13 protein-coding genes are annotated in these 16,626 nt (G+C 58.7%); 5 read left to right on the top strand and 8 right to left on the bottom strand.

The genetic code is table 11. The features are described 5' to 3' along the window. Window positions 1-18 precede the first annotated feature (18 nt). The 5 genes from dapE to narQ all read right to left on the bottom strand — a co-directional run bounded on the left by dapE (window position 19) and on the right by narQ (window position 7,809). Window positions 19-1,146: a succinyl-diaminopimelate desuccinylase gene (gene dapE / locus ACNY69_RS06710; protein ID WP_111139339.1), complete on the bottom strand. Its 1,128-nt coding sequence runs from the start codon at window positions 1,144-1,146 to the stop codon at window positions 19-21. 1 nt (window position 1,147) lies between these two features. Continuing rightward, the gene (locus ACNY69_RS06705) at window positions 1,148-1,516 is read right to left on the bottom strand and encodes an ArsC family reductase (RefSeq protein WP_111139363.1); all 369 of its coding nucleotides are present in this window, start codon (window positions 1,514-1,516) and stop codon (window positions 1,148-1,150) included. 575 nt (window positions 1,517-2,091) lie between these two features. Then, window positions 2,092-5,208, bottom strand: a complete 3,117-nt coding sequence (acrD, locus tag ACNY69_RS06700; RefSeq protein ID WP_111139340.1) for a multidrug efflux RND transporter permease AcrD — start codon at window positions 5,206-5,208, stop codon at window positions 2,092-2,094. Between the two features lie 167 nt (window positions 5,209-5,375). Then, entirely contained in the window at window positions 5,376-6,005 is a 630-nt protein-coding gene (locus tag ACNY69_RS06695) for a response regulator (RefSeq protein WP_111139341.1), read from the bottom strand. A 115-nt stretch (window positions 6,006-6,120) separates the two neighbouring features. Further along, window positions 6,121-7,809, bottom strand: a complete 1,689-nt coding sequence (narQ, locus tag ACNY69_RS06690) for a nitrate/nitrite two-component system sensor histidine kinase NarQ (RefSeq protein ID WP_367395686.1) — start codon at window positions 7,807-7,809, stop codon at window positions 6,121-6,123. A gap of 262 nt (window positions 7,810-8,071) precedes the next feature. Here narQ and ACNY69_RS06685 point away from each other — a divergent pair, with 262 nt between their 5' ends. From ACNY69_RS06685 to ACNY69_RS06665, 5 genes are all read left to right on the top strand, one after another. Then, complete coding sequence (locus tag ACNY69_RS06685) at window positions 8,072-8,344, top strand: YdgH/BhsA/McbA-like domain containing protein (protein ID WP_111139343.1); 273 nt, start codon at window positions 8,072-8,074, stop codon at window positions 8,342-8,344. Window positions 8,345-8,622: 278 nt separating this feature from the next. Then, on the top strand, window positions 8,623-10,119 hold the full coding sequence (gene ansP / locus ACNY69_RS06680; protein WP_111139344.1) for an L-asparagine permease: 1,497 nt from the start codon (window positions 8,623-8,625) through the stop codon (window positions 10,117-10,119). 143 nt (window positions 10,120-10,262) lie between these two features. After that, window positions 10,263-10,841, top strand: a complete 579-nt coding sequence (gene nudK, locus ACNY69_RS06675) for a GDP-mannose pyrophosphatase NudK (protein ID WP_111139345.1) — start codon at window positions 10,263-10,265, stop codon at window positions 10,839-10,841. Between the two features lie 99 nt (window positions 10,842-10,940). After that, window positions 10,941-11,117: a hypothetical protein gene (locus tag ACNY69_RS06670; protein WP_233498973.1), complete on the top strand. Its 177-nt coding sequence runs from the start codon at window positions 10,941-10,943 to the stop codon at window positions 11,115-11,117. After that, window positions 11,080-12,084 (top strand): DUF1176 domain-containing protein, encoded by a 1,005-nt coding sequence (locus tag ACNY69_RS06665; RefSeq protein WP_233498974.1) that lies wholly within the window; start codon window positions 11,080-11,082, stop codon window positions 12,082-12,084. Before ACNY69_RS06670 ends, ACNY69_RS06665 begins: the two co-directional genes overlap by 38 nt. Here the strand turns inward: ACNY69_RS06665 and ampH are convergent. From ampH to tal, 3 genes are all read right to left on the bottom strand, one after another. After that, on the bottom strand, window positions 12,081-13,244 hold the full coding sequence (gene ampH, locus ACNY69_RS06660) for a D-alanyl-D-alanine-carboxypeptidase/endopeptidase AmpH (RefSeq protein ID WP_418797667.1): 1,164 nt from the start codon (window positions 13,242-13,244) through the stop codon (window positions 12,081-12,083). The two genes, ACNY69_RS06665 and ampH, sit on opposite strands and share 4 nt — an antisense overlap. Window positions 13,245-13,499: 255 nt before the next feature. Continuing rightward, a complete protein-coding gene (tkt, locus tag ACNY69_RS06655; RefSeq protein ID WP_111139348.1) occupies window positions 13,500-15,500 on the bottom strand; it encodes a transketolase in 2,001 nt (666 codons plus the stop codon). A 57-nt stretch (window positions 15,501-15,557) separates the two neighbouring features. After that, a complete protein-coding gene (tal, locus tag ACNY69_RS06650; protein ID WP_111139349.1) occupies window positions 15,558-16,508 on the bottom strand; it encodes a transaldolase in 951 nt (316 codons plus the stop codon). Window positions 16,509-16,626 lie beyond the last annotated feature (118 nt).

The following is a 16,626-nucleotide window of genomic DNA, read 5'->3' as shown; positions in this document are numbered from 1 at the left end:
TGCTCCTTTAAACCGCCGTCAGGCGATCAGTTGTTCCATGATGCGCTGGTACATCCGGCTCAGCATCTGCAGGTCGGAGGCTTTCACACACTCATTGATTTTATGAATGGTGGCATTCACCGGCCCCAGCTCCACCACCTGCGCACCCATCCGGGCAATAAAGCGGCCATCGGAGGTGCCGCCCGTGGTCAGCAGCTGTGGCTTAATTTCATTATAGTGCGCTACAGCTTTTACAACGGCATCAACCAGCTTACCGCGTGCGGTCAGGAAGGGCTGACCGGAGAGTTTCCACTCGATGGTGTAACGCAGCTGGTGACGATCCAGCAGCTCTGCCACCCGCTGACGGATCAACTCATCGGTCAGTTCGGTGCTGAAGCGGAAGTTAAACTGCACAAACAGCTCACCGGGGATCACGTTGTTGCTGCCGGTGCCCGCCTGCACATTGGCAATCTGCATGCTGGTCGTCGGGAAAAACTCATTCCCCTGATCCCACTCGGTTGCCACCAGCTCATTCAGCGCAGGCATCGCCCGATGCACCGGGTTATCTGCCAGATGCGGGTAGGCGACGTGGCCCTGCACACCGTGAATGGTCAGGTTGGCGGTGATTGAACCGCGACGGCCATTCTTCACGACATCACCAACGACTTCGGTGCTGGAGGGCTCGCCGACCAGACAGTAGTCGAGCCGTTCCCGGCGCGCCATCAGCCGCTCCACCACTTTTACTGTGCCATTGGCCCCGCTGGCCTCTTCGTCCGAGGTGATCATAAAGGCGAGCCGTCCTCTGTGATGCGGACGCGCCGCCACAAAGCGTTCGGCCGCGACCACCATCGCCGCCAGCGACCCTTTCATGTCAGCCGCACCGCGACCAAACAGCATGCCGTCGCGGATGGTGGGCTCAAACGGCGGATTGATCCAGCGACTGGCATCGCCAGGCGGCACCACATCGGTATGGCCGGCAAATGCCAGCGTTTCCCCTTCGCCCCGGGTGGCCCAGAAGTTCAGGGTGTCGTCGATGTTCATGGTTTCGATCTTAAAGCCAATGGCTTCAAGACGGGCGATCAGCAGAGCCTGACAGCCGGCATCATCGGGGCTGAGAGAGGGGCGACGAATAAGCTGCTGCGTCAGCTCAATGACCGGGCAAAACATATTATGACTTCTCCTGGATAGCATTCTGATAGGTGGCTTCGTTAAAACCGGCGAGCAGGGTGCCATCCGGAGTGCGCAGCAGTGGACGCTTAATCATGGCGGGATGGGCCAGCATCAGTGCGCGGGCGCTGCTGGCGTCGGTGACGGCTTCACGCTCAGCGTCGGGCAGTTTGCGCCAGGTGGTGCCACGGGTGTTGAGCAGCGCCTCATAGCCCAGCGCATCGATAAACGCCTGCAGCAGGGCTTCGCTCAGGCCATCGGCACGGTAGTCGTGAAAGTGATAGTCGATACCCGCCGCCGTTAAAAAACGCCGGGCTTTTTTTATGGTGTCGCAATTTTTAATCCCGAACATCACCCACTGCGTGCACATCGCCTGATCCTTATTGTCATGTTGAGCGTTAAGCTGAAAAAAGCAGCCAGAGCGCGAGTTTAGCATAGTGTGATCCGTTGCGGCATCTGCGCGGACGCGGGAAACGGCCCCGAATGAACCGGCGGCCATGCGCCGTTTCTCAGTGGGTAATCGCTATCAATTTCATCTGCAATCATTACGTTTGTCATCATTGGCACATTAAGAATTTCGCTATGTTGATAAAATCGTCTACCGCTGGGCTTAAAAAAAATTAATTTCAACCGCCTCAGTCAGTTGCTGAAATGTGCGTCAGCTTACAAAATCAGCAACATTCATGTTTTTCGTGCTGCTGCCGATAAAGTTAACAGGTGTAACCGTATTCACCTGAATAAAAAAAAGGCGTAACATTGCCATCACAATAAGAGAGGGCATCATGATTGACACCGAAATGGGAACCTGGAAAGAATTTATCGAAGCGATGTTACGTAACAAGTAACCCACCTCGGGAATAGCAGGACCATCCCGCTTGCTGGAATTCTTACCACACACAGAAACAAGGCGGTCACTGATTTCAGTGGCCGCTTTTTTATTGGGCGCTAGTCTTGCGGCTTCTCTTTCAGCGGGAAGCGACGGCGGACCAGCACAAAGAACAGCGGCACAAAGAAGATCGCCAGCAGAGTGGCAGAGATCATCCCACCCATCACGCCGGTTCCCACAGCATGCTGGCTGCCAGAGCCTGCTCCGCTGCTGATAGCCATCGGCAGCACCCCGAAGATAAAGGCCAGCGAGGTCATCAGAATCGGCCGCAGGCGCTGACGTGACGCCTCCAGCGTTGATTCCACCAGTTCACGGCCTTTACTGTTAATCTCGTTGGCAAATTCCACAATCAGGATGGCGTTTTTCGCGGAGAGGCCTACCACCGTCAGCAGACCCACCTGGAAGTAGACATCGTTTTCCAGGCCGCGCAGCCAGGTGGCAATCAGCGCGCCGACCACCCCCAGCGGCACCACCAGCATCACCGAGAAGGGGATCGACCAGCTCTCATACAGTGCGGCCAGGCAGAGGAACACTACCAATAGTGAAATGGCATAGAGCGCCGGAGCCTGGGAGCCGGAGAGCCGCTCCTGATAGGAGGCACCGGTCCACTGGAACCCCACGCCCAGCGGCAGCGCGTTCACCAGCTTCTCCATCTCATCCATCGCCGTGCCGCTGCTGACGCCGCTGGCCGCTTCACCGACAATCTCCAGCGAGGAGTAGCCGTTGTAGCGTTCGAGTCGCGGTGAGCCGGTCTCCCAGCGGCTGGTGGCAAAGGCGGAGAAGGGCACCATGCCGCCGCTGCTGTTGCGCACGTACCATTTGTTGATGTCATCCGGCAGCATGCGGAATTCGGCGGCGGCCTGCACATAGACCTTTTTCACCCGGCCGCGATCCAGGAAGTCATTGACGTAACTGGAGCCCCAGGCGGTGGTCAGGGTGTCGTTGATGGTATCCAGCGAGACGCCCAGTGCCTGCGCTTTACGCGCATCCACATCAATCTGCAGCTGCGGACTGTCATCGAGACCATTGTGACGCACCCGTGACAGCGCCTTATCGTTACCCGCCATCTCCAGTAGCCGGTCGCGCATCGCCATCAGCTGAGTATGGCCGATGCCCGCATGATCCTGCAGTTGCATATCGAAGCCGGAGCTGCTGCCCATGCCGGTGATGGCGGGCGGACTGCTGGCAATCACCCGCGCCTCGGTGATCTTCTGAAACGCCCGGGTCGCGCGTTCAATAATCGCGAAAGAGGTGCGATCAGCGCCGGGTCGCGCTTCCCAGTCTTTCAGCCGCACAAACAGGCGCGCCACGTTCTGCCCATTGCCACCCGGACCAGCGCCGATGGTGGCGAAGACCGACAGCACGTTCGCCTTCTCCTCCGTCAGGTAGTAGTTTTCGACCTTCGCTACCACGCTGGCCGTCTGCTCAAGCGTGGCGCCAGCCGGAAGCTGAACCTGTGTCAGGAAGACCCCGCGATCCTCCAGCGGCAGAAATGAGGTGGGCAGACGCAGAAACAGGAAGGCCATCAGGCCGATAAGGGCGAGATAGAGCAGCAGCCAGCGACCGCCCCGTCGCAGCAGCGCCGCCACACCGCGCTCATAGCGGTCTGCGTTGCGATTGAAGTGACGGTTAAACCAGCCGAAGAAGCCGCGCCGCGCGTGCGGATCGCCCCCGGCGACCGGTTTCAGCAGCGTAGCGCACAGCGCCGGGGTCAGGATCATCGCCACCAGCACGGACAGCACCATCGCCGAGACGATGGTAATCGAGAACTGACGATAGATGGCCCCGACGGTGCCGCCGAAAAAAGCCATCGGCACAAACACCGCAGAGAGCACCAGCGCGATGCCGACCAGCGCACCCTGAATCTGCCCCATCGATTTTCGTGTGGCGGCGCGGGGCGAAAGTCCCTCTTCCTGCATCAGTCGTTCCACGTTTTCCACGACCACGATGGCGTCATCCACCAGCAGCCCGATCGCCAGCACCATGGCAAACATGGTCAGAGTATTGATGCTGAACCCGCAGGCGTAGAGCACGCTGAAAGTGCCGAACAGCACCACCGGCACCGCAATCGTCGGGATCAGGGTGGCGCGGAAGTTCTGCATAAACAGATACATCACGCCAAAGACCAGCACGATCGCCTCCAGCAGCGTCTTTACCACGTCCGTAATTGACGCCTTAACGAACGGGGAGGTTTCATAGGCAATTTTTGCTTCCAGCCCGTGCGGGAAGTAGTGCGATAACTCCTCAATGCGCGCCCGCACCAGCTTGTCGGTGTTCATCTCGTTGGCGCCGGAGGCAAGCTTCACCCCCAGGCCAGAGGCAGGCTGACCGTTGTAGCGACTCAGATAATCATACTTCTCGGCACCCAGCGCCACGCTGGCGACATCCCCCAGCGTGACCACGGAACCGTCGGGATTGTTTTTTAAAGTAATCGCCCGGAACTGCTCGGGCGTCTGCAGCATCGACTGGGCGTTCACCGTGGCGTTCAGCGCCTGTTTCTCCACCGACGGCAGGCCACCCACCTGACCCACGGCCACCTGACTGTTCTGGGACTGAATGGCGCTGACCACATCATTGGTGGTCAGCGCGTAGGCGATCAGTTTGTTGGGATCGAGCCAGATGCGCATCGCATACTGTGAGCCGTAGGCGTCAACCTGACCCACGCCGTCGATGCGGCTCAGCGGATCCTGAATATTACTGGCCACATAGTCTGAAATATCCTGCTTATCCATGCTGCCGTCGGTGGAGACAAAGGCCACCATCAGAATGTTGCTGTCACCGGTTTTGTTGACCGTAACGCCCTGCGACTGCACCGCCTGCGGCAATTTACGCAGCGCCGACTGCAGCTGATTCTGCACCTGCTGACGGGCTTCATCGGGATTGGTGCCGGCGCGGAAGGTGAGGGTGATTTGCGCCTGGCCGGTGTTACTGCTGTTGGAGGACATGTACATCAGGTTGTCGATGCCGGTCATGTTCTGCTCGATCACCTGGGTGACGGTATTTTCCAGTGTCTGAGCGGACGCGCCCGGATAGTTAGCGGTGATCCGCACGTTGGGCGGCGCCAGGTCGGGATACTGTTCCACAGGCAGTGACATGATCGACAGGGCTCCGCACAGACAGAGCAGAATCGCCAGCACCCAGGCAAAGATGGGGCGGTCGATAAAGAAATTCGACATTAAATCGACACTCCTCAGTATTTATTATACTCGGTCAGCCCCACCAGCCACGGGCGCACTGGCAGACAATCGGATGGTCTTTGCCACGATTCTCCTCCGCCATTTACTCTACGTGCGGCGGCGGGGGAAATCGTGGAGAAATTGAGGAGAAAGTGTAAATTCGTTGGCTATTTGCGGCTTTCCAGCCACATCACCGTGGCCGCCACCCGTGAGCGGACATCCAGCTTGCGCAGCAGATTGCGGATATGCACTTTCACGGTCTCTTCCGAGATATGCAGAATGGCGGCAATCTCCTTATTCGACAGGCCGCGCGCCACCTCCTGCAGGACATCCCGCTCACGTTCGGTGAGCTGACGCAGCGGATCGGCGCTGTGCTGACGACTGGACAGATAGCTGGCAACGCCGTCGCTGAACACCTTCTCACCACGCGATGCCTGCAGGATATGTTCCAGCAGGATATCCGGCTCGCTGTCCTTAAGCAGATAGCCGTCGGCACCGGCGTCCACCATGGCAAAAATATCGCTGCGGGCGTCGGAGACCGTCAGCACCAGAATGCGTGAATGAATGCCATCCTGACGCAGCGCCTTCAGCGTATCCAGCCCGGACAGGCCCTTCATATTCAGATCCAGCAGAATGATGTCAGGTTCCTGACGGCGTGCCTCTGCCAGCGCCTCGGTGCCGTTGCTGGCTTCGGCAATCACCGACAAACGGGGCTCCAGCGCCAGCAGCTGACGCACACCGCGGCGCATCAGCGGATGGTCATCCACAATCATCAGGGTTAAAGCGGGCTGTTGCATAGTTTCTCCTGTTTTCGGTTTCAGACGATGACGGCGCAGGGGGGGGGGCACTGTCTGTGCTGTCCCGTAACGTCTGCTGTCAGGCTAAAGGATCGTTTTAATCGGGCCCGGCGCGCTACTCCAGCGCGCGTGCGGGCTGCGGTGGAAAGCGCAGCGCAACCTGGGTGCCGCGCTCCCGGGCGAGAATGGTCAGCTCGCCGCCGAGGCGCTGGGCGCGTTCCGCCATAATCGTCAGTCCGTAGTGGCCGGGCGGTTCCTTCGTGCTGCCGATCCCCGTGCCATCATCCGTAATTGTCAGTAAGTGCTCACCTTTATCGCTGTGCTGATAATCCACCCGGATGACTCTGGCGCTGGCGTGCCGGATGGCATTCAGTAACGCCTCCCGGGCAATCTGCAGGAGATGTACCTGCTGCTGCGCCTCCAGCGTCTGCAGGCCGCGCTGATAGTTAAATTCGATCGCTGCGCTGCTCTTCTCCTGCAGCGAGGCGATCATTGCTTCCATCGCCGCAACCAGATCTGCCTGTTCGATGGTGAGACGGAAAGTGGTCAGCAGCTCACGCAGCTGGCGATAGGCGTCGGCCAGCGCCTGATCGAAATCCGCGATAATGGTATGTGCGGCGTGGTCCTCTTTATTCACGGTGCGGCGCAGCAGGGTCAGCTGGATGCGTAAAAAGGAGAGGGACTGCGCCAGCGAGTCATGTAACTCGCGGGCGATCGTGGTGCGTTCTTCAATCAGCAGCATCTGCTGGTACTGCTGCTGCGTCTGCCAGATCCAGAGTGTTCGTCCCAGCATCCCCGCCAGGCTGCGCATCAGCGCCTCCGGCGGAGAGAGAGCGGCGATCTGCCAGCGCAGTTCGCCAATCGGCTGATCGGCCTGCTGCAACGGCAGGGCGTGCCACTCACCGGCGGCCTGTTCACTACCGGCGGAGAACGAAAACTGTTTGCTGTCGAGCCGGATGGCCCTCAGCTTCTCGCGCTGCAGCACCGTGGTTAATACCGCTTCAAACAGCGCCGGATGCAGTGGACTGGCGGTCAGCATCTGGGAGCTTTCATAGAGCAGCGACAGGGTGCGATTGGCCTGGGTCAGATCTTCCGTTTTCGCGCGTACCGTGCTTTCCAGCAGCTGGTAGTGCGAGTGCAGACGTGCCGCCATGCCGCTGAAGGCGTGCGAGAGTACCCGCAGTTCATTCTGCTGCTCCACCTCTAGCGGCGGAAAAGCGAAATTGCCGCTCTCGACGTAACGGCTGGCCGTGACCAGCGCATTCAGAGGGCGCACCACCTGCTGACGGGTAAAGCGAATCGTCATCAGCGCCAGCGCCACAATCGCAATGACCCCCACCAGACTGCTGGCGGCCACCAGGTGCATCTTCAGTTCGGTATAGCGTTGCAGGCTCAGCACAAAGCGGTCGATTTCGCCGACATAGATTGGGATCTGCTGCTGATAAGCCGCAATGTTTTCCTGCTGTAGCTGCTGCTGCAGCGCGGGCCAGGCGGCGCGCAGACGTTGATAGCGAACGCTTACTTCACGAGGTACCCAGGGCCGATCCAGTTTCTGCAACACCGGGGCATCCAGCGTTTGCTGATAGCGTGCCAGATGAACAGGCAGATTCTGCGGCTGACGGCTGGCATCCCAGGCCATGCGATAGCTCTGCATACGCAACGAGCCCGCCAGATTGATCGCCTCTGCATCACGCTGGCTGCTGAGCAGCGTGACGAGTGCCAGGCCGGTGGTCAGCAGCGACAGCAGAACGATGGCGCTGAGCGCCTGAGCGATGCTCTGAGTTACGGAACGTTTAACAATCACATGAATAGCCCTGTCTGAAGTGTGGGAATTATAAGAGGGCCGTCACCTCACGCCAATGATCCATTCCCTGTTTATCGCACAGGGCATTACACATCGCACACAAAATGACCGCAACTGACAGTTCCCAGGAATAGCTGCGGTTTGGCGGCTAAAAAACGAACAGGTTTACATCGGCCCGATGTTGCTTTTCATTGCAGCGCCAATAATTTCTCCAGTCATTACTCACCACCTCAATCCCTGAATGCAGATTAAGGAGCACCCAATGAAAAAACTGACTGTTGCACTGGCGGGCGCACTTCTGGCTGCCACCTCATTTGGTACCTTTGCCGCCGCGCCGGTCGACCCTTCTCAGGCGCAGAACATGCAGAGCCTCGGCAGCGTATCGGTATCCGGTGTACGTGGCTCACTGGATGACGCCAGCCGCCAGCTGTCGCAAAAAGCGGAGGAGATGGGCGCCAGTCACTACCGCGTGATCGGTGTCGATAACCCCGGCGACTCCAGCCTCTGGAGCGGAACCGCAGAGATTTACCGCTAACCTTACCCTCCTGTTTCCATCCCTGTAGCGTTTACCGGCCTGAATTGGCCGGTTTTTTTGTTTTTGTGCATCAGGATGGATTCTTACAAATCAGCCTGTGCATTCGCCCGGTATATTTTGCTTCGTTCTTGCAGAACGGGTAGGATTCATCGCCGTAAATTCCCGCGTTGCCTGGCACTCACTCACTGGCCAACGCATAGAGGAAATACCCCATTTCACAGAGCATTACGCCTGCACTGGGGTAGCAACGACTGATGGTTCGGACAAACAGGAATGCTATGAAATCTATAAAGAAAACCCCAGGCGAGATGCGCGCTGCGAAACGACGCTGGCTCAACTCTCATGACGCCGGTTACCAGAAGGCGATGGGTAACCGTCACGTACAGATGATTGCGATCGGCGGTGCCATCGGTACCGGTTTGTTCCTGGGCGCAGGGGGCCGTTTACAGGCTGCCGGCCCTGCGTTAGCCATTATCTATCTGGTCTGTGGCATCTTCTCCTTCTTTATTCTGCGTGCGCTGGGCGAACTGGTGTTACACCGTCCGAGCAGTGGCAGCTTCGTCTCTTATGCCCGTGAGTTCCTCGGTGAAAAGGCCTCCTATGTGGCCGGCTGGATGTATTTCGTCAACTGGGCGATGACCGGCATCGTCGACATCACCGCTGTGGCGCTCTACATGCACTACTGGGGCGCGTTTGGCGATGTGCCGCAGTGGGTCTTTGCGCTGGGTGCGCTGGCGATTGTCGGCACCATGAACATGATCGGTGTGAAATGGTTCGCCGAGATGGAGTTCTGGTTCGCGCTGGTCAAAGTGCTGGCGATTGTGGTCTTCCTGGTGGTGGGTGTCATCTTCCTGGGCACTGGCAAACCGCTGGATGGCAACAGCACCGGCTTCCATCTGATCACCGATAATGGCGGTCTGTTCCCGCACGGCTTGCTGCCTGCGCTGGTGCTGATCCAGGGTGTGGTATTCGCCTTTGCCTCTATCGAGCTGGTGGGCACGGCTGCGGGAGAGTGTAAAGATCCCAAAACCATGCTGCCGAAAGCGATTAACAGCGTGATCTGGCGTATCGGCCTGTTCTACGTGGGTTCTGTGGTTCTGCTGGTGCTGCTGCTGCCGTGGAACGCCTACCAGGCGGGTCAGAGTCCGTTCGTGACCTTCTTCTCGAAGCTCGGCGTGCCCTACATCGGCAGTATCATGAACATTGTGGTGCTGAGCGCGGCGCTCTCCAGCCTTAACTCGGGCCTCTACTCCACCGGACGTATCCTGCGCTCCATGTCGATGGGCGGTTCTGCGCCGAAATTTATGTCAAAGATGAACGGTCAGCAGGTGCCTTACGCCGGTATCCTGGTCACCATCTGCGTCTACGTGATCGGTGTGGTGCTGAACTACTACGTGCCTTCTCAGGTGTTTGAGATCGTGCTGAACATCGCCTCGCTGGGCATCATCTCCTCCTGGGCCTTTATCGTGATTTGCCAGCTCCGTCTGCGCAAAGCGATCAAAGAGGGCAAGGCGGATGATGTCAGCTTCAAGCTGCCGGGTGCGCCGTTTACCTCATGGCTGACGCTGCTGTTCCTGTTCAGCGTGCTGGTACTGATGGCGTTTGACTACCCGAACGGCACCTATACCATCGCCTCCATTCCGCTGATTGCCGTGGTACTGGTGCTGGGATGGTTCGGAGTGCGTAAGCGTGTGAACGCGATTGCCGCGACAGAACACGATCACCATGAAGAGGATGCGAAGCCTGCACAGCTGGCTGACGACACCTCACGCTAACCGGCCCTGCCGCGATCAGGCCAGCCTCCGGGCTGGCCTTTTTTATGCGCGCCGCCCGCCACGCGGCGGGTGAAAATAGGATAGTTTTTCCGCCAGCCAGCCCCTATGATGACAGGCTCCCTGTATGCGGTAGCGGAGTCATCGTGTCCTTTAAGATCAACATTATCAAAGACAAACTCCTGTCTGAAAACTGGTTTGTACTGCGTAACTACACCTATGAGATCACCGATGGCCGGGGTGAGCCGATCCGCCATAAACGCGAGGTTTACGATCGCGGAAACGGGGCGACCATTCTGCTTTATAACCGTGAAAAGAATAGCGTGGTGCTGACGCGCCAGTTCCGCATCGCCACCTACGTCAACGGAAACGAAGGCGGCATGCTGATCGAAGCCTGTGCCGGTTTGCTGGACGACGACTCCCCGGAAGATTGCATCCGCAAAGAGGCGATTGAAGAGACGGGCTATGCGGTAGGCGAGGTGGAGAAGCTCTATGCCTGTTACATGTCGCCGGGCGGCGTGACGGAACTGATCCACTTCTTTGCCGCCGAATATCACGAATCGTTGCGCGAAAACGCAGGCGGCGGCGTCGACGATGAGGCGATTGATGTGCTGGAACTGCGCTTCCCCGAGGCGCTGGCGATGGTCGCCGATGGCCGGATCTGCGACGGCAAAACGGTGATGCTGTTACAGCATGCGCTGATCGCGGGCTGGCTGACGCCCTGACCGGGCCTTTAATCGTGCTGAGCAGAGTAGCAGCAGAACTTAATGCTTTTATGCACGCTTTTTAAGCAGTTAGCTGCGCTTTTTGCACCGGTTCACAGAATGCGAACTCTGCCTGGCGCATTGATGCGCTATCCTCTTCTCTCTGGCTATTCGGAGATCGATTTTCTTAATGTCGTACTGGATGAAATCGCTGTGGCTGTTGCCATCTTTGTGGGCTGCCTCTGGTCAGGCGGAACCGTTGCAAAAGTCATTCAACGACTGGCAAATCACCTGTAACAACGAGGCCTTTTGCGTGGCACGCAATATTCCGGGCGACAAAGGGCTGGTGATGACGATTTCGCGTCATGCGGGCGTCAGCGATCGCCCGTTGCTGCGAATCGACTACGGCAGCGCCTACAGCGGGGCGTTGCCTGGCGGTCCGCTTAAAGATAACCTGCTGCTCGATCAGCGCCGTCTGAAACCCGACCTCAAGCACTGGACGGTCGAACCTCATCATCTCGCGACCAGCAACGCCATCGCCATCGACGAATTTCTCGATCTGGTAATGGAGGCGAAAGCCCTGCAGCTCACCTACGACCCGAATGCACTCATCTCCCTGCGGGGCATGAAAGCGGCCCTGCTACTGATGGATGATACACAGGGGCGGATTAACAGCATGAGTGCCTGGGTCAGGCGTGGCAATCGCGCCAGCTGGGACGTTCCACCGCCGCCTGCGCTGCCGCCTCTGCCGCCGGCCGTGATGCCGCCTGCGGCACTGACGCGCGAAGAGACCAGCGGCTTGATCGATTATGGCACCTGGCGGGTGAATACCGACGCCTGCTCGCTGGACCCGCTGCGCCGTGAGGTCAGCGTGGCACCGCTGACCGACCAGCGCGCGCTGCTGCTGGTGAGCTGTGAGATGGGGGCCTACAACGTGATCGATCTGGCATTTGAAGTGACGCGCAGCCCGCCTTTTGTGGCGCGCGGTATCACGCTGACGCTGCCGTTCACGCCACCGGGTGCCAGTGATCGGCAGCTTGAGCTGATCAACGCCGATTATGATGCGGCCAGCGGTCAGCTTTACACCTTTGGCAAGGGTCGGGGGCTGGGGGATTGCGGCAGCGCCACACGCTGGCAGTTCGATGGCACCCGCTTTGTGTTAGCGGAGTATGCGGAAGAGTCCACCTGTGACGCCTGGCACAGCAGTGACGACTGGCCAACCCTGTGGGTCAGCCAGCCTGATGGCGGTGTACAGCAGCGTTAGCGGATCGCCTGCACCATCATCGGGGAGCCGGACTGGTTGCCAACCAGTTCGGCCAGCAGGTTATTCACGCCGTCGCTCATCGGCGTAAAGCGGGTCAGCGGTGAGCGGGTCACCACCACAAAGACGCCCACGTTATGCTGCGGCACCATCGCCATATAGGTAATGAATCCGCCGCCGCCGCCGGTTTTCTGGATGATGCCAGGGCGACCGCTTTTCGGCCCCATATAGACCCAGCCCATACCCAGCGCATCCGCCTTGCCCGGCACATCCATGCCTTCCACTTTGTTCAGCTGGTCGCGACGATAGATCAGCGTCTGCAACCGGTCGATCTGCGGCGTGCGGTGGTTAACCGAAGAGTTCAGGAACTGCTGCATCCAGCGGCCCATGTCATCCGGGGTAGAGTAGACGCCGCCGCTGCCAATCGCCGCCAGGGTGTTGTTGCAGGGGCTTGCCCCTTTTTCCGCCACCATCAGGCGGCCGCACTGCTCTGGCGATGGCGTAAAGGTGGTATCTTTCATGCCGAGCGGGCGGGTGATTAACTGCTGAAACAGCGCCGGATAGGGGGTGCCGCTGGCGCGTGCCAGCGCATCGCCCAGCAGATCGTAGCCCAGGTTAGAGTAAGCAGCGCTGCTGCCCGGGGCTGCTTTGAGGTTCGCGTGCGACAGCCAGTTCCAGCGTTCGCTGCGTGTCGGCCAGACAAAGACCGGACGCTGCGCTTTACCGCCAGGCTGCTCACGCGGCAGTCCGCTGGTGTGGGTCGAAAGGTTAATCAGGCGAATCGGCTGGCCGTTCCAGGCGGGCACGCGGGTGCCGGGCGGCGCATATTTACTCAGGGGATCGTCGAGCCGAATCTGTCCGCGCTCCGCCAGCTTCACCATCACCTCGCTGGTCATCAGCTTACTCAGCGAGGCGATGCGAATCAGCGAATCTTTCTGCGGACGGATGTTGTTGCCGGGGCGGGTTTCACCGAAGCTGGCAAAGACCCGCTGATTGCCATCAATCGCCACCAGCGCCATGCCGGTCGCGCCACTGCCGTAGAAGATATGCTCGGCATAGCGATCGACAATCTGTGAAGCCAGCAGCGGATCGGGCGCGACCTGCGCCATGCTTTTCAGGGGAAGCAGTAAAACTATCAGGGCCAGTAAATAGGGAGTGCGCATGTTCAACGGAGGTAGCTTCGCTATAAGAATCAGTGGAAATCTGCCTTAACCCGGCGGGAACAGACCCGGTCAGCAGGGTGTCAGCCCGGGGAAACAACCGCAGGAACAGACGCACAGCCGTGCAGAGGCAGCATTAAACAGGTGTTCTATAGTAATCAGTTTACGCAGGGCGTGAAGGGGGGCGGGGAGATTTTTTTCGGTGGCGGACAATAAGATGAAATGGCCCTTCCCGCCGCAACGGAAAGGGCCAGTGCATTATGCAGGTTTCAGAAGTGCTTCAGCGTGGCTGACGATGTTCTCTACCGTGAAGCCAAACTCCGCGAAGAGATCGCTCGCTGGCGCGGATTCACCGAAGGTGGTCATACCGACGATCGCGCCTTCCAGGCCCACATACTTAAACCAGTAGTCGGCAATGCCCGCTTCGACCGCCACACGCGCTTTCACGCCAGAAGGCAGAACGGATTCGCGGTACGCGGCATCCTGTGCATCAAACAGATCAGTCGACGGCAGTGAGACGACACGGACCTTGTGACCGCCCGAGGTGAGCTTCTCCGCCGCGCCCAGGGTAATCTCCACCTCTGAACCGGTGGCGATCAGAATCACGTCCGGCGTACCGTCGCAATCCTTCAATACATAGCCGCCGCGTTTGATGTTGTCGATCTGCGCCGGGGTACGTTCCGGTTGCAGCAGATTCTGACGGGAGAGGATCAGCGCCGTCGGACCGTGATGGCGTTCGATCGCCGCTTTCCACGCCACCGCCGTTTCCACCTGATCGCACGGACGCCAGACGCTCATGTTCGGCGTGAGGCGCAGGCTGGCGATCTGCTCAACCGGCTGGTGCGTCGGGCCATCTTCGCCCAGACCGATGGAGTCATGGGTGTAGACCAGAATCTGACGGGCCTTCATCAGCGCCGCCATACGCGCAGCGTTACGCGCATATTCCACGAACATCAGGAAGGTCGCGGTGTACGGAACGAAACCGCCATGATGCGCGATGCCGTTACCAATCGCCGTCATCCCGAATTCACGGACGCCGTAGTGAATATAGTTACCGGCCGGGTCCTCTTTAATCGATTTAGAGCCTGACCAGATGGTAAGGTTACTCGGCGCGAGGTCAGCGGAACCGCCCAGAAATTCAGGCAGTAATTTGCCGTAGGCTTCCAGCGAGTTCTGCGAGGCTTTACGGCTGGCGATTTTCTGCGGATTCGCCTGCAGTTCCTGAATGAAGCGGGTCGCTTCAGTCTCCCAGGTGGAAGGCATCTCGCCGTTCATGCGGCGTTCATACTCTTTCGCCAGTTCAGGATGGGCCGCTTTATAGGCCGCAAATTTCTCATTCCAGGCTTTTTCGCGCTCGGCTCCGGCGGCTCTGGCATCCCACTGCTGATAGATTTCAGCCGGGATCTCAAACGCCGGATAGTTCCAGCCAAGCTGCTTACGCGTCAGGGCGACTTCGGCCTCACCCAGCGCGGCACCGTGCGACTCCTCTTTACCGGCCTTGTTCGGTGAACCGAAACCGATAATGGTGCGGCAGATAATCAGCGACGGCTTATCAGTCACGCTCTGCGCTTCCTCGATTGCCGCCCGGATAGCGTCGGCATCATGGCCGTCAATATCGCCGATGACGTGCCAGTTATAGGACTCGAAGCGTTTATGAGTGTCGTCGGTGAACCAGCCTTCGGTTTCACCATCGATCGAAATGCCGTTGTGGTCGTAGAAGCCGATTAATTTGCCCAGACCCAGGGTGCCTGCCAGTGAGCAGACCTCGTGCGAAATCCCCTCCATCAGACAGCCATCGCCCATAAACACATAGGTGTGGTGGTCGACGATCTCGTGGTCCGGACGGTTAAACTGCGCGGCCAGGGTGCGTTCAGCAATCGCTAAGCCCACTGCGTTCGCCAGCCCCTGGCCCAGCGGACCGGTGGTGGTTTCCACGCCGGGGGTGTAGCCGATCTCCGGGTGACCCGGCGTTTTAGAGTGCAGCTGACGGAAATTCTTCAGCTCTTCAATCGGCAGGTCGTAACCGCTCAGGTGCAGCAGGCTGTAGAGCAGCATCGAACCGTGGCCGTTGGAGAGAATAAAGCGGTCGCGGTCAAGCCAGGCGGGATTGGTCGGGTTGTGCTGAAGGAAGTCGCGCCATAACACCTCGGCGATATCGGCCATGCCCATCGGGGCGCCGGGGTGGCCGGAGTTTGCCTTCTGTACCGCATCCATACTGAGTGCACGGATCGCGTTTGCCAGTTCTCTGCGTGAGGACATAAAGTTCTCCCTTATTAAGCATCAGGGCGGGAAAGTCCCGCCCGACTAAAATGAAGACTACAGGCGTGCGGCAAGCACATCTTCCAGCTTCTGCTGGTCAACGGCGAACTGACGAATACCGTCAGAGAGTTTTTCCACGGCCATCGGGTCCTGGTTATGTTCCCAGCGGAACTCCGCTTCGGAGAGCGGCGACGGCTGATGGAAGCCTTCGGTAGAGGGCTCCAGCTTGCGCTCCAGCGGCGCATCGCTGTTCTGCAGCTCTTCCAGCAGGTTAGGTGAGAGGGTCAGGCGGTCGCAGCCGGCCAGCGCAATGATCTGCTCCACTTTACGGAAGCTGGCACCCATGATGATGGTGCTGTAACGATGCTTTTTGTAGTAATCGTAGATACGACGCACGGATTTCACGCCCGGATCTTCATCCGCCACGTAGGGTTCCATCGGTTTACGCGAGTTATACCAGTCGTAGATACGGCCTACGAACGGCGAGATCAGATAGACGCCCGCTTCGGCACAGGCACGCGCCTGAGCAAAGGAGAAAAGCAGCGTCAGGTTACACTGGATGCCGTTCTTCTCCAGCTCTTCCGCCGCGCGGATGCCTTCCCAGGTGGAGGCCAGCTTGATCAGCACGCGGGAGCGGTCGATGCCGTGCTCTTCATACATCCTGATCAGTTTTTCTGCTTTGGTCACACACATGCCACGATCGAAGGAGAGGCGCGCATCCACTTCGGTCGAAACACGGCCCGGTATGCTTTTGAGGATCTCCATACCGAGATTAATCGCCACTTTGTCGCTGGCGTTGATGATCTGCGTCTCTTTGCTGCCACCCTGCTTTTTCGCGTACTCAATCGCATCATCCATCAGGTGCTTATACCCTTCGAGACCGGACGCTTTCAGAATGAGTGACGGGTTGGTGGTGGCATCTTCCGGGTGATAATGACGAATCGATTCGATATCACCACTGTCAGCCACCACGGTGGTGAACTGTTTTAGGGCTTCTAGCTGGTTCATCTCTAAACTCCTTGAAAAGAAAAGTGACAGCGAACAGGGAGCACCTCAGGCCTTGCAGCCGGTCTGTGGCGAATTCTGCTACCGGTAACGTGAACCCATAACATTGCAACAGCGCGTT

Origin of the sequence: Pantoea graminicola (assembly GCF_048452665.1) — a bacterium.
GTDB lineage: Bacteria > Pseudomonadota > Gammaproteobacteria > Enterobacterales > Enterobacteriaceae > Pantoea.
Note: the sequence above shows the minus strand (reverse complement) of the source record. Positions and strands in the feature narration are given on the sequence as shown.